Source organism: Sporichthya sp. (assembly GCF_013815995.1).
In the GTDB taxonomy this organism is placed as follows: Bacteria; Actinomycetota; Actinomycetes; order Sporichthyales; family Sporichthyaceae; genus Sporichthya.
The window spans coordinates 1-13,837 of the sequence record NZ_JACDFE010000015.1; the positions used below are offsets into that span (position 1 = coordinate 1).

The following is a 13,837-nucleotide window of genomic DNA, read 5'->3' on the forward strand; positions in this document are numbered from 1 at the left end:
GGCTGCGGGCGACGCGAACGACGTCGTCGCGGAACTCTTTGGGGTGGGGTTTCGGCACAGTGCACATCCTTCCAGCGGCACCTCTCGGCACCACAGTTCAGATGTCACCTACTCGTGCAGCAGACCCAACTGACCCGTCCGCGGAGGGAGGAGACCGGCTAGGTTGGGGGTTGCCCCCCAGTGCCCACCGCCCCCGGCACGGCACTGCTAACGCTGCTTGTATTCACAGAAGATGCGTCTACGATTTCGGCGCAAGCTCCTCCTCGGCGCGGAGATGGAGGGTTCGTGGTGCATTGGCCTGTCGTGGGCAGAAGTCATGAGTTGGCTGTCGCCCGAGCGTCTCTAGAGCGCGGCGAGGCTGGCCTTGTGCTGGCCGGGCCGGCTGGCGCGGGTAAGACGGCCCTCGCCCAGGAGATTATGGAGATCGCAGTCTCACTGCGCCTCTACGTGCGGCGGGTCACCGCTACGAAGACTGCGTCGGCCATTCCGCTCGGGGCGATGGCTTCCGTGCTCCCGGGATTTGTTCCTTCCGAACGCGATATCGACAATCGGGTGAGTCTCCTGCTCCGGGCACGCGCGGCGCTGCTGGAGAAGGCAGGCGGCCGTCGCGCCGTGTTCCTGGTCGACGATGCTCACCTGCTCGATGAGACTTCGGCGACTCTTATCCACAGCCTGGTCTCCAGTACCGACGCCTACGGTTTACTCACCGTCCGTGACGACCAACCGTGTCCGGATGCAGTGGCGGTGCTGTGGAAGGACGGACTGGTCGAACGCATCGAGGTGCGCTCCCTCTCGGCGACGCACATTGAGGAAGTGCTGTCCACTGTTCTGGGCGGTCGAATCGAGCGCCGGACCCTAACCCAGTTCTGCGAGCGCTCGCGGGGGAATGCACTGTTCCTTCGGGAGCTCTTCCGGAGTGCTGATGCCGCCGAGCAGTTGGTGAATGAGGGAGGCGTCTGGCGCCTTCGCGGGGATCTCGCCCCCTCTCATCGGCTCACGGAGATTGTCGGCGCCCAGATCGCGGGACTTACTGACAAACAAAAGCAGATGTTGGAGCTGATCGCCTTTAGCGAGCCGGTCGGGCCGGGCGAGCTGGCCCACGTGGGCGAGCTCGCGTCCGTGAACCAGCTTGAGGATCGGGGTCTGGTCGCGAGTGCGAAGGACGGCTCTCGTCTGGTCATCCGCGTTGTGCAGCCGGTCGTCGGTGACGTCGTCCTCAGCCGGGTGTCAGACCTGCGGCGCCGGGAGATGGCGATGGCCCTGGCCGAGGCGAGTGAGGCCACAGGCGCGCGTCGCCACACCGACTTGCTCCGGATCGCGACCTGGCGGCTGGAGAGTGGAGGGGCGAAGCCACACCTGATGCTCGCCGCCGCCGCGGCTGCGCGCTGGCATCACGACTACGAGCTGGGGTACCGCCTGGCTCGTGCAGCCGTGGAAGCTGGTGGTGGCTTCGACGCCTGCCTTCTTGCGGCTCAGCTCGAGGGCCTACGTGGCGACAGTGCTAGTTGCGAGCGCTCCCTGGCTGCGCTCGGACAGACGGCTTCGACGGACGCCGAACGCGCCCTGGTCGCCATGAACGAGTTGGACGGGATCGTCTTTCACTCCGGCCGATTCGACGAGGGTCTCGGGCGTGCGGAACAGGCGCTCGCCACCATTAGCGATCCGGTGTGGCGCGACGAGATCCTGGCCAGGGTTTCTGGAATTCATCTTGGTCTGGGCGGGCCGCGGGCGTGCGCCGAGCTGGCCGAGCAGTTGCTGGAGCGGGCCTCGGGACGCGCGTACGGCTGGGCCTGCATTACCGGTGCCTACAGCCTGGGCCGGCTCGGCCGGCACAGCGCGTCCATGGACGCATCGGCCCGTGGACTCGCGATTCGCGATTCCTTGGAACGCCCGCTGGACTGGGATCCTTGCCTCTACCGGTATTTCGTTTTGCAGTCGTTGGCCCAACTCGGCCGAGTCATGGAGGCATTCGCACGTGCGAATGCCGAACGAGACGAGGCGATCGCGGACGGCAACCCTGATGGCCAGGCCTACGCGTCGTTGTTCTTGGGTCAGCTCGCCTGTGAACGCGGGCAGGGCCAGGAGGCTGTCGACAGCCTGCGCGAAGCCGAAGACATCTTCCGGATGCTCGGGCGTCCGGGGCAGGTCCAGTTCTGCCTCGCCTACATGGTCGCCGCGCAAGCGGTCCTTGCTGACGCCAACGGGGCGCGCGAGTCTGTGGCGGCCATCGAACTGCTCGGCTCCAGCGAAGAGCACAGTCCGGTCGCTACCGACATCCAGTTCTCCAAGGCTTGGGTCGCAATTGCCGACGGCGACTTGCCGCTCGCGCGGGACCTCTTGTCTTCCACTGCCAAGGCTGGACAGACCCGAGGCGACCACGTGGCGGAGGTGGCCGCACTCCATGTCCTCGCGCGCATCGGTTACCCCGCGGAAGCCCTGGGCCGGCTAGAGGAGCTGGCCGAGCTCATGGAGGGCGACCTCATTCAGCTCCGACTCGCGCACGTGCGGGCGCTCAAGAACGCCGACGCACCTGAACTCAACCGTGCCTCCCGAGCCTTCGAGGACATGGGCCTCACCTTGCTCGCGGCGGAAAGCGCGGCCGACGAGGCGCTCGTGTACCGACGTGCCTGCGACACCCGGTGCGCGGGCCGGGCTGCTCAGGTCAGGTCGAGGGCCTTGGCTGAGCTCTGCCCGGGCGTTTCCACCCCGGCGCTGCAGGACGTCCCGGCACGCGCTGCCCTCACCCGCGCAGAACGCGAGGTCGCGCTGCTCGCGAGCGCCCACACGAATAAGGAGATCGCGGACAAGCTCTTCCTGTCAGTGCGCACGGTCGAGAATCACCTGCAGCATGCGTACAAGAAGCTGGGCATCGGCAGCCGCGCGGAACTGGTGCCCGCGCTTTCCGCGAATGGCGATCCGGCGTCGAGGCCGTTAGTGCTCCGCTGACGTTGCCAGGTCCGCTCGACCGCGAGTACCGACGCTCTGAGTACCGATCACTCATGCTGGCCGCGCCCGGCTCGGCTGACATAAGAGGGTGTGGTCTCCTGAAAGCGTCGTCATGCTCGGTGGTCGTTACACCGCGGATGACGGTCTCCACTTCCTCACCGGCATCGGGGCATTGGTCCGTCTGCCGCTGACGCAGATGCGGCGGGACCGCTCCGCAGGTCTGCAGACCCGTGCCTTCATTTCGGGCTACCCGGGCTCGCCCCTCGGGGGATTGGACTCCGAACTACTGCGCCGCCGGAAGTTGCTCGTTGAGCACGGCATCGTGCACGAGCCGGGCATCAACGAGGAGCTAGCCGCCACTGCGGTCTTTGGCTCCCAGGTCGCCACGGTCACCGAAGGGTTCGAGGGCGACGGCGTGCTCGGAGTCTGGTACGGCAAAGCGCCGGGCCTGGACCGGGCCGCCGATGCGATACGTCACGCGAACCTGGCCGGAACGGGCCCTCGCAGCGGAGTGGTCGCCCTGGTCGGCGACGACCCCGCTTGCAAATCGTCGTCGTTGCCCTCCGCGAGTGAGGGCATGTGCGCGGACCTGGGGATGCCCATCCTTCACCCCGGCACCACCCAGGACCTTCTCGACCTGGGTCGGCACGCGGTAGCCCTCTCGCGGGCCAGTGGGTTGTGGGTCGCGCTGAAGGTTGTCACGGCCGTCGCGGACGCTACGGCGACCGTTGCGCTCGGGCCAGGAGATGTCGAGCCGCTGCTCCCGCCCGGTTCCGGGACGCATCGGACGGCCGCGAAGTTACACCAACCATTCTCGCCGGAGCTGGAACGAGACCTGGTCGAGCGCCGGATCCCCCTGGCTCGCGCCTACGGCGCGCTCAACGGGCTGAACTCCACGGTGACCGGTCAGAGCGAAGCCTGGCTCGGGATCATCGCACCGGGACACACCTTCGTCGATCTGCTGGAGGCGGCTCGCATTCTCGGGCTCGAACCCGACGAACTCGGTCAGCTCGGCATACGCGTCATGAACCTGCGACAGACCTTCCCGCTCGACCGGGACGAGCTGCGTCGCTTTGCTCGCGGGCTGACCGAACTGCTGGTCATCGAGGAGAAGAAGCCGTTCGTCGAAGACCAGGTGAGGAGTGCGCTGTTCGGCATGCCGGACCTGCCGCGGGTGGTCGGCAAGACGGATGAGAACGGGGCCACACTCGTCCAGGGTTGGGGAGCACTCGACGCGGACGCCGTCGCTAGGGTGCTGCGCCGGCGGTTGGAGCAGCGTGTCGAACCGAGCCGACTCCGCCCCCCGCCACCGGCGCCTCGCGTGGAGTTGACGGTCCTTCCCTCTCGCACTGCCTGGTTCTGTGCCGGCTGCCCGCACTCTTCGAGTACCCAGGTGCCGGCAGGGTCGATCGTGGGAACCGGGATTGGCTGTCACGCGCTTGCGTCGCGAATGGATCCCGCCCGCACCGGGAACGTCTTGTCGAACACGCAGATGGGCGGTGAGGGAGCTCAATGGGTTGGCGCCGCGCCGTTCCTCCCACACCCGCACATGTTCCAGAACCTCGGTGACGGAACGCTATTCCACTCGGGCTGGTTGGCGATCCGCTTCGCCGTGGCCGCCGACAGCAACGTGACCTACAAGCTGCTGTACAACGGCGCGGTGTCGATGACTGGCGGGCAGGACCCCGTCGGGATTCGCTCGGTAGGCGACCTGGCGCGTGGACTGCTGGCCGAGGGCGTGGGACGCATCATCGTCACCACCGACGATCCCGCGGGTTACGACAGGTCCGCCTTGCCTGCCGGGGTCCCGGTCTGGGACCGGAGCAGGCTCATCGCGGCGCAGGAAGCCCTCGCGGCTGAGCCCGGCGTCACGGTGTTGATCCACGACCAGGCGTGCGCAGCCGAACTCCGACGCGCGCGCAAACGCGGCCTCGCCCCGAAGCCGCTCGAGCTGATCGCCATCAACAGTCGGGTCTGTGAGGGATGCGGCGACTGCGGGGTGAAGAGCACATGTCTGTCCTTGCACCCGCTACCTACGGACTACGGGATCAAAACCACGGTCCATCAGGGGTCCTGCAACAACGACCGATCGTGCCTGGCCGGTGACTGCCCCAGCTTCCTGATGGTCACCCCGGGTTCTGCGGACGAGGTCGGCGCCGCGGCGGCTCTCCCTCCCATACCTGCCCAGATTCCTGAACCGATACCCCGGGCCCACGGTGACGAAACCGTCATCCGCATGGTCGGCGTCGGTGGGACAGGAGTTGTGACGACGGCTCAGATCCTCGGTATGGCGGCGGCTTTCGACGGCTGGACGGTACACGGCCTCGACCAGACGGGCTTGTCCCAGAAGGCCGGCCCTGTCGTCTCGGACCTGAGGATCTCGGCCGGAGCGGGAACCGCTTCGGGAAGAGTCTCCTCCCGTGGAATCGACCTCCTCCTCGCCTTCGACGCACTGACTGCCGTCGCGCCGGAGAACCTGTTCGGACTGCGGCTCGATGCCACGCTCGCCGTCGGCAGCACCACCCGGACCCCGACTGGTGCGATGGTTGGCCGGCCGGGCTCGGAGGTGGAGGACCTTTCGCCGCTTCCCGATCGAATCGCGGGGCTCGTGGAGCAGGCGCATTGGACCGACGCCGAAGCAGAAGCCGAACGCCTGACCGGTGACGTTAGTGGTGCGAACCTCTTGCTCGTAGGAGTCGCCTATCAACACGGCGGGCTGCCCGTTAGTGCCGCTGCACTCGAGCAGGCGATCCGAGAGAACGGCGTATCCGTCGAGTCGAACCTCAACGCCTTCCGATGGGGCCGTGCCCTGGCTGCGGGGCTCGATCCGGCCTCGCACCCCGAAGTCAAACGGCCCGAGCTACCGAAAGCGTTGCGCGATCTCCTGGCCGAAGTGCACGAGGACGCCAGAGAGCTGGCTTCGCGTCGTGCGGCGGATCTCATGGCGTATCAGCACCGCCGTTATGCCCGTGAGTATCTCCTCATCGTGCGACGTGCCTCCGGCACGGGGAGCGGCGGGTTCACGGTGGCGGTCGCGGACAACCTTCACCGCCTGATGGCGTACAAGGACGAGTACGAGGTTGCCCGGCTCCACACGACCGTCGAGGCCCGCGCCGAGGTCGAGGCGGTAGGCGGGAAGGGAGCGCGGGCGACGGTCATGCTGCATCCCCCCGCGTTGCGCGCCGTCGGGCTCAAGCGGAAGCTCCGTTTCGGGCCTCGCGCGTACGTGTTGCTGCGCGCCCTCGCGGCCTCTCGCCACCTTCGCGGAACGCCCTTCGATCCCTTTGGCTTCGCGCACCTCCGCCGCGTCGAACGGGCCCTGCGCGACGAGTACGTGGAGCTCGTCGACCGACTTGTGGCCGAACTACCGGTGCGGGGTGAAGAGGCGGTCATGCGGATCGCGTCGCTCCCGACGTTGGTGAGGGGCTACGAGACCGTCAAGCTCGCCAATGTGGAGCGCTATCGTGCGGCGATCGCTCGGGAGCTCGAGGCCGACATCACCGCGGGAGTTGGGTAGGCGCTACTCATGTTCGTGGTGCGGTAGTGCGAGTGGGATTGGCCCATGGCGACGAGCACTCGAACCACGGTCGGTAGGACCCAGACGGTTGCGTCCAGGGCGGGTAACACCACCGTCACTTTCCTGCCAGAACCGGAGAAGCGGCACCGCTACTACACGGTGGTCTCCGCCGACGACCACCTCGTAGAACCCCCCGGGATGTTCGATGGACGGGCCCCGCAGGCGTACGCGGACCGGGTTCCGCGTATCGAGGAGTTCGACGGCGGCGCGCAGGCCTGGGTCTACGACGGCAACGTGCTGCCGACGGTCGGCCTTGCTGCTGTGGTGGGTCGTCCGGTCACCGAGTACAGCGCCGAGCCCACCCGCTTCGAGCACATGCGCCGGGGAGCATGGGACCCCGTGGCCCGACTGGCCGACATGGACCTCGACGGCATCTATGCCTCGGTCAATTTCCCGTCGCACCTCGCCGGCTTCGGGGGCGGCCGGCTGCAGACGATCGTGAAGGACCCCGATCTCGCGTTCGCCACGGTCCGCGCCTGGAACGACTGGAACCTCGAGGAATGGGCCGGGGGAAGCAACGGCCGCCTCGTGCCCTGCCAGTTGCCGTTCCTGCTCGACCCGGTCAAGGGAGCCGCCGAGATCCGCGCGAACGCTGAGCGAGGCGTACGGCTGGTGACCTTCCCCGAATCGCCGGACGATCTCGGCCTTCCGTCGATCTTCACCGATCATTGGGACCCCATCTTCGCTGCGTGCGAGGAGACCGGGACGGTCGTCAATCTTCACATCGGTTCCGGTGGTGCGCTGCCCCCCACCCGGGACGGCGCTCCCGCCGACGTTGTGGCCGTTCTGTTCGGCATGTATGCGATGCACACCGCGGTTGACTGGGTCTACTCGATGGTTCCGCTGCGATTCCCCAACCTGAAGATCTGCCTTGCTGAGGGCGGGATCGGGTGGGTCGCCGGGCTCCTCGATCGGCTTGAGCACACGCACCGGATGCACCGTGACATGTACGGGACGTGGCCCGCGGGTGCGACTGCCCCGGCCGACGTCGCGCGCAGCAGCTTCTGGTACTGCATGCTCGAGGACCCCTCGTCGGTGTCGCAGCGTCATCTCATTGGGATTGACCACATCATGGTGGAGGTCGACTACCCGCACGCGGACAGCACCTGGCCCAACTCTCAGGAGCATCTGCACCACCACCTCAAGGATCTGCCGGCGGACGAGGTTGAAGCGATGACGTGGCGTACCGCTTCCACGCTCTTCGGCGTGGACGTCCCCGCCGCGGTGGTCGCTGACCCGAATAGCTTCTGAGGCCGTCGAGCGATGGCGGTGCGTAACTCGCTGCTGTCCGAGCTGACGATCCCGTCACTTCGGGCACCACTGGTCAACGTCGAGTCGTATCGACAGGTCGCGCGACGTCGGCTTCCTCGCTCCATCTTCGACTTCGTCGACGGCGGGGCGGGCGACGAGGTGACCACGCGAGCCAACGAGACGGCGTTCGCCGAGGCCACTTTCCGACCTCGGCCGATGGTGGATGTTGCTCAGCGCGACCTCAGCACCACCGTCTTGGGGCGTCGGGTGGAGATGCCCGTTTTGCTCGGGCCGGCTGGGAGCACACGTCTGGTCCATCCCGAGGGAGAACTGGCGGTCGCTCGCGCCGCGGCTCGGCTGGGCACGGTCTACGCCCTGAGCGCGGCTTCGAACTTCCCTCTCGAGGAGGTGGCCGACGCAGGCCGGGGCGCCACCCTCTGGTTCCAGGTCTACCACTGGAAGGACGCAGGGATCGTCGCGGATCTCGTAGCCCGAGCGAAGAATGCTGGCTTCCATGCTCTGTGCGTGACGATCGACGTTCCGTTGTCCGGTGTGAAGGACCGAGACCTGCGCAACGGGCTCACCATCCCGCCGCGGCTGACGGTGCGGAACGCCTTCGACACGTGCCGGCGCGTCCGCTGGCTGCGTGGTTTTGTCACGGGGGATCCGATCACGTTCAAGAACCTCGAGCCTTACAGCTTCGAGATGGCCGCCGGCGTCATGGGGCTGAGCACCTTCATGCGGGAGAAGCTCAACAACCCCTCATCGACGTGGGAGGACCTGCGCTGGTTGCGCGATCTCTGGGACGGGCCACTCGTCGTCAAGGGCGTTCTGACTGCCGACGCTGCGAGGCGCTGCTTCGACGCGGGAGCAGACGGGGTCGTCTGTTCCAACCACGGCGGACGGCAGCTCAACGGCAACCCGGCGTCCTTCGTGGCGCTGCCCGAGGTCTTGGAAGCGGCCCACAACCGCAACAAGGAGGTCTTCCTCGATGGCGGTGTCCGCCGAGGCACTGACGTGGTGAAGGCCTTGGCCGCGGGGGCGACTGCCTGCCTGGTGGCCCGGCCGTACCACTGGGGGCTGGTCGCCGATGGAGAAGACGGTGTGGTCGCGGTCGGCGAACATCTGCGCTCGGAGATCGACAACGTCCTCGCCCAACTCGGTGTGCCGCGGGCTGTAGACCTCGACCGAACTTCGATTCGCTGGGAGCGGATGTCGGAACGAGCCGCCGGCCACCTGCCCGAGCGAGTCCCCGATTGCTTGCCGGAGGACCCGCGTGTCGACGCCCGCTGACCCGCTCGACACGACTACCGCCCTCGACCTGATTCTCCGTCCGAAATCGGTGGTCGTGATCGGGGCGACGGATACGCCCGGGGCGATGACCAGTGCCCCGGTCCGCAACCTGGTGAGGCATGGCTACTCGGGCCAGATCTCAGTGGTCAATCCACGACGGGACGAGGTCTGCGGGTTCCCCTGCTACGCCGAGGTGATCGCGCTGCCGGAGGTTCCCGATACGGCAGTCCTGGTCGTCGGGGCAGCGCGCGTCCCGCAGGTTCTCCGGCAATGCGCCGAGCACGGCATCCGCACCGCGACGGTGATCGCCGGAGGCTTTGACGAGGGCGCGGCCGACGCCGAGGGAGAACGCAGGGGAACTGAGCTGCGCGAGTTGCTGCGTGAGACCGGTCTGCGGTTGCTCGGCCCGAACACAGCCGGCCTGGTCAATCTGACGGACAGTTACGTCCCACGCGGCTCACTGAACCATCCAGCCGACCTGCCCACCGGCCGGGTCGGGATCGTCACGCAAAGCGGCGGCTTGTGCAACATCGTGCTGAACCGGGCCGGCGCCAATGGCGTGGGTGTCGCAATGGCCGTGGCAACGGGAAACCAGCTCGACCTCGATCTGTGGGACCTCGCCCGCTACATGCTCGACGACGACGGTATTGACGTCATCGTCATGGTCGTCGAAGGCTTCAAGTCCCCGGCCAAGTTCGTCGAGGTGGCGCTCTACGCTCGAGCTGTTCGCAAACCCATCGTCCTGCACAAGCTGGGTTCGTCCGATGCAGGGCGCAAGATGGTCGCGACCCACTCCGGTGCGCTCGCAGGCGCTCCGGACGTCCAGCGGGCGGTCATGGCCGAGCTCGGCGTCATCCAGGTCGATGACATCGACCAGTTGTGGGAAGTCGCGTCTTTGGTCACGGCCTGGGGGCCGCCTGTTTCGGCGGTGAAGACGCTCGGTGTGATCACCCTCTCGGGCGGGGACGGCGCGATCCTCGCCGATGTGGCCGGCCCGCTCGGAATCACGCTGCCGGAGCCGACGCCCTTGCTAAGGGAATCCGCCGCCAAGCGATGGCCCGGCGTGCATGTGGACAATCCGTTCGACTCTCAGGCGGCCACGGCTGTGACCGGTCGCAGCGAATGGCCTGAGCAGGTTGCCGCCTTCGCCGACGACACGGCTTACGACGTGGTCCTGCTCTCACTGCCCGTGCTTGCGACCCCCGACGTCGTGCCGGTGATCGCGCCGCACCTCCAGGGACTGTCGGCGCCGCGGCGCGCTCGCACCGCGGTCTCGATGTGGACGGCGGGGGCGGCGACCGAGCCCGCAAGCGCCGTATTGCGGGCGTGCCGGTTGCCCACGTTCGCCAGCTCCGACCGGGCCATCCGGGCGATCGCCACCTACGGCCTCTGCGGTCGCCGGGCTTCGCTCCCGTTGCCGGTCGAACTGGCCCAGCGAAGCGACCCCGGACCCTTGGTCGACGCCACGGCCACCCGTCCGTACTGGACGTCGCGACAGGAGCTGGCGGCGCTCGGTGTTCCACTGAACGACGCGGTCCTGGTGAGCGACCATGACGCCGCGGTCGAGGCCGCGCGCGTCCTCGGCTACCCGGTGACCGTGAAACTCAGCAGTACTGAGGCTGTGCACAAGGCGGATGCCGGCGGGGTGTTCCTGGGTCTCCGTTCGGAGGCTGAGGTGGGTCGAGCCACTGAGTCGATCCTGAGGCGAGGGCTCGCTTTTGGTGCCGGAGAAGGCATCGTCATCGAGGCGCACATCGACGGCACCCTCCCTGCCTTTATCGGAGGTCACCGGGATCCGGAGTTCGGGCCGATCGTGCTCGCGGGGCTGGGCGGTGGTTTCGTCGAGCCGTACGCCGACATCGCGCGCGCCACCTGCCCAGCCGACCGTCGGCGGATCGAGTCGGCGCTCGCGGACACCACCTTCGGGCGGATGTTGGCGCGCCGGGCCGCGACGCTCGACAGCTTCATCGACCTTGTGGTGCACCTGTCGTCGCTCTTCGCCGCCCAGGACGACCTGGTCTCCTTCGACGTCAACCCCCTGCTGGTCCGGGCCGACGGGTCATTGGTCGCCGTCGACGCTCGCACCTCCCGAAAAGAGAGATGATCCGATGAAACTCGTCCGCTTCAACGACTGGTCTACCGGCGTTCTCGGGCGCGGAGACGAGGTCGTCGACATCAGCGACCTCGCGGGCCGCGAATGGACGGCGATGATCGGCGCCTGGGATCAGGTTCGCGACGAGGTCGCGGCCCGGGCCGCCGCGGGTCCGGCAGTCCCGCTGAGCGACGTGGTGCTCCAACCACCGCTGGTCTCGCCACACGCACGCATCTTCGCGCTGGGGTCCAACTTCGCCGACCACGCCGCGGCGGCCAAGAGCATGATTCTCAAGCGGGAAGTGACCGAGGCAGAGGTACTCGCCGAGCACGAAGCCGGGCTGCCCCCGTGGGGTTTTGTCGTTGTACCGGAGACCATCATCGGGGACGGCGGCACCGTGGTGGCACCACGCGGAGCCACGATGCTCGACTACGAGGTCGAGGTCTGCGCAGTTCTCGGTGCCGGCGGCCGTGACGTGACCGTTGAGGACGTGCGGATCTGGGGATACACGGCCTGGAACGACCTCGGTATCCGCGATCACTACTTCGGCCGGGGAGAACCGATCGACCGAGGCATCCTGAGCTGGAATCTCCAGAAGAACTTCATGGGTGCGAACGCCTGCGGGCCATGGGTGTGTGTCGATGAGCCGTACGACGTCGGGAACCTCGCCATTGGCACTCGCGTCAACGGTGAGGTCCGCCAACAGTCGAGCACGAAGAACATGATCTGGAGCTTCGCCGAAACGGCGGCGCACCTCTCGGGCTACATCGAACTCCTGCCTGGAGACGGCTTCGTGTCCGGTACACCGGCCGGCACCGCCATCGAGTCTGGTCCGGACGGCCCCTTCCTGCGACCGGGGGACCGCGTCGAGATTGAGGTCGAGGGCGTCGGTGTCCTCACCACCCTCGTCGGTGGGGACTCATGACGCGCGACGGTGTGCCGACTGGGCGGGTCCGGCGGTCGTTCATGATCACGCCCATCTTCGATGACCACAAGCTCGACAAGGCGACGCGCTGCCCGGCCGACGTCATCATCCTCGACCTCGAGGACGGCGTCCACGAGTCGAGAAAGGTGGAGGCGCGACAGCGCATTGTCGACCTCTTGGGCGGCATGGACTGGCGCGGCAAGGACGTCGTGGTCCGCGTCAACCCGATGAGCGGGTCTTACGCGGAGGAGGACATCCTTGCCGTCGCACCGGCCCTTCCCGACGCACTCCTTCTGGCAAAGCTCGACTCGGTGGACGAGGTGCTGCGCGCGGACGCCCTCATCGGTTCCGTGGCGCCCGCTGGGGTTCGAATGTGGGGACTTATCGAGTCCGCCGTCGGCATCGTGAACATCGAGGCAATCGCGTTCGCCTCCCCGCGTCTGGAAGCACTCGTCCTCGGCCCCGGTGACCTGGCCGCGGACCTCAAACTCAATACCCGCCGCTACACGATGGCCGGCGCGGACGGCCAGCGCGAGGAGATCCTGTACTTCCAAAGCCGCTTGGTGGCCGCCTGTCGGGCCGCTGGGCTCAGCCCGATCACCGGGATCCCCACCGTGACTCGCGACGACGAGGCCGCGTTCAGCGAGGCCACCTACCTCTTCAAGCTGGGTTTCGACACGGTCGCCGCGTTCACCCCCCGCACGATCGAACAGGTCCATCGCGCATACCTGCCGACTTCGGCCGACGAGACCTGGGCGCGCGAGGTACTCCGGGTCGAGGCGGAGAAGGCGGAGAAGGCGGTGTCGTTCGGGGTGCTCGATGGCGCGATGGTGGACGGCCCGTTCTATCGGGGAGCTCGCAATCTCCTCCAGCGTCTCGAGGACGCTGAACGTACCGACAAGCTAGACGCTGCAGAGCGTGATCGGAGCGGGGTTCGCTCATGAGCGCTGAAGGTGCGTGCCAAGGAGAATCGTTGAACGTCAGCTCTCAGCGCATCGGCGCGTGGTGCGGGCCGGCGATGATGGTGATTTGGCTCGTCGGGTTCATCCTGGTGGCAGACTTGATCCCGCCGCCATCGCCGACGAAAGACCCTGAGGAGGTCGCTGCCTTCTTTCAGGGCGACACGAACGCGATCAGGGTGGGCCTGGTCCTGACGATGCTGAGCTCGGCTCTGTTGGGCCCGTTCTACGCCGTCATCTCAACGCAGATGAAGCGCATTGAGGGAGCATATTCGCCGTGGTCGACCGTGCAGTTCGGGCTCGGAATGGTCTTGATCGTCCTGTTCCTGCTCCCGATGCTGGTGTTGCTGGCCGCCGCGTACCGACCCGACCGCGATCCGGACACCCTGCAGGCGTTGTACGACCTCGGCTGGCTGGCTTTCGTCGCTCCGGTTTCGACTGCCGCCGTGCAGTGCTTCACGCTCGGTGCCGTCATTCTCCAGGACACGGGCGCCCGTCCAATCTTCCCGAGATGGTCGGGATATCTGAACTTCTGGATCGGAACGCTGTTCCTTCCCGGCAACTTCTGCGTCTTCGTCAAGACCGGGCCGTTCGCCTGGAACGGCCTCGTCTGCTGGTGGATCCCTCTGCTCGCCTTCGTGTCGTGGTACTTCGTGATGGCCGTCCTGCTTCTGCGGGCGATCCGTGACCAGCAGTGCGAAGGTGCGCTCCACCACAACCTGAGTGCCTTCGAGATCGACACACTCCGGCGGTTGGACCTACTCGAGGCCGACGTCGCCGCAACCCGCGGCTGA

At 67.1% G+C, this 13,837-nt stretch carries 8 protein-coding genes; all 8 read left to right on the forward strand.

Features of this window, described 5'->3' with window-relative positions:
- Positions 1-303: 303 nt before the first annotated feature.
- Positions 304-2,946: a LuxR C-terminal-related transcriptional regulator gene (locus H0X00_RS03340; protein ID WP_367186416.1), complete on the forward strand. Its 2,643-nt coding sequence runs from the start codon at positions 304-306 to the stop codon at positions 2,944-2,946.
- 112 nt (positions 2,947-3,058) lie between these two features.
- On the forward strand, positions 3,059-6,463 hold the full coding sequence (locus H0X00_RS03345; protein WP_293767338.1) for an indolepyruvate ferredoxin oxidoreductase family protein: 3,405 nt from the start codon (positions 3,059-3,061) through the stop codon (positions 6,461-6,463).
- A gap of 45 nt (positions 6,464-6,508) precedes the next feature.
- On the forward strand, positions 6,509-7,774 hold the full coding sequence (locus tag H0X00_RS03350) for an amidohydrolase family protein (protein ID WP_293767311.1): 1,266 nt from the start codon (positions 6,509-6,511) through the stop codon (positions 7,772-7,774).
- A gap of 12 nt (positions 7,775-7,786) precedes the next feature.
- Complete coding sequence (locus H0X00_RS03355; RefSeq protein ID WP_293767312.1) at positions 7,787-9,067, forward strand: alpha-hydroxy acid oxidase; 1,281 nt, start codon at positions 7,787-7,789, stop codon at positions 9,065-9,067.
- Between the two features lie 49 nt (positions 9,068-9,116).
- The gene (locus H0X00_RS03360) at positions 9,117-11,171 is read left to right on the forward strand and encodes an acetate--CoA ligase family protein (RefSeq protein ID WP_293767313.1); all 2,055 of its coding nucleotides are present in this window, start codon (positions 9,117-9,119) and stop codon (positions 11,169-11,171) included.
- Between the two features lie 4 nt (positions 11,172-11,175).
- A complete protein-coding gene (locus tag H0X00_RS03365) occupies positions 11,176-12,084 on the forward strand; it encodes a fumarylacetoacetate hydrolase family protein (protein ID WP_293767314.1) in 909 nt (302 codons plus the stop codon).
- A 41-nt stretch (positions 12,085-12,125) separates the two neighbouring features.
- Positions 12,126-13,028 carry a CoA ester lyase gene (locus H0X00_RS03370; protein WP_293767316.1) on the forward strand — a complete coding sequence of 301 codons (903 nt, stop codon included), beginning with the start codon at positions 12,126-12,128 and terminating at the stop codon, positions 13,026-13,028.
- Complete coding sequence (locus H0X00_RS03375; protein ID WP_293767317.1) at positions 13,025-13,837, forward strand: hypothetical protein; 813 nt, start codon at positions 13,025-13,027, stop codon at positions 13,835-13,837. The genes H0X00_RS03370 and H0X00_RS03375 overlap by 4 nt, the downstream gene beginning before the upstream one ends.

Excerpts from the sequence above, each read along its gene's own strand:
- H0X00_RS03345 (WP_293767338.1), top strand. The coding sequence starts at position 3,059 with ATGCTCGGTGGTCGTTACACCGCGGATGACGGTCTCCACTTCCTCACC.
- H0X00_RS03350 (WP_293767311.1), top strand. The coding sequence starts at position 6,509 with ATGGCGACGAGCACTCGAACCACGGTCGGTAGGACCCAGACGGTTGCG.
- H0X00_RS03355 (WP_293767312.1), top strand. The coding sequence starts at position 7,787 with ATGGCGGTGCGTAACTCGCTGCTGTCCGAGCTGACGATCCCGTCACTT.
- H0X00_RS03365 (WP_293767314.1), top strand. The coding sequence starts at position 11,176 with ATGAAACTCGTCCGCTTCAACGACTGGTCTACCGGCGTTCTCGGGCGC.
- H0X00_RS03370 (WP_293767316.1), top strand. The coding sequence starts at position 12,126 with ATGATCACGCCCATCTTCGATGACCACAAGCTCGACAAGGCGACGCGC.
- H0X00_RS03375 (WP_293767317.1), top strand. The coding sequence starts at position 13,025 with ATGAGCGCTGAAGGTGCGTGCCAAGGAGAATCGTTGAACGTCAGCTCT.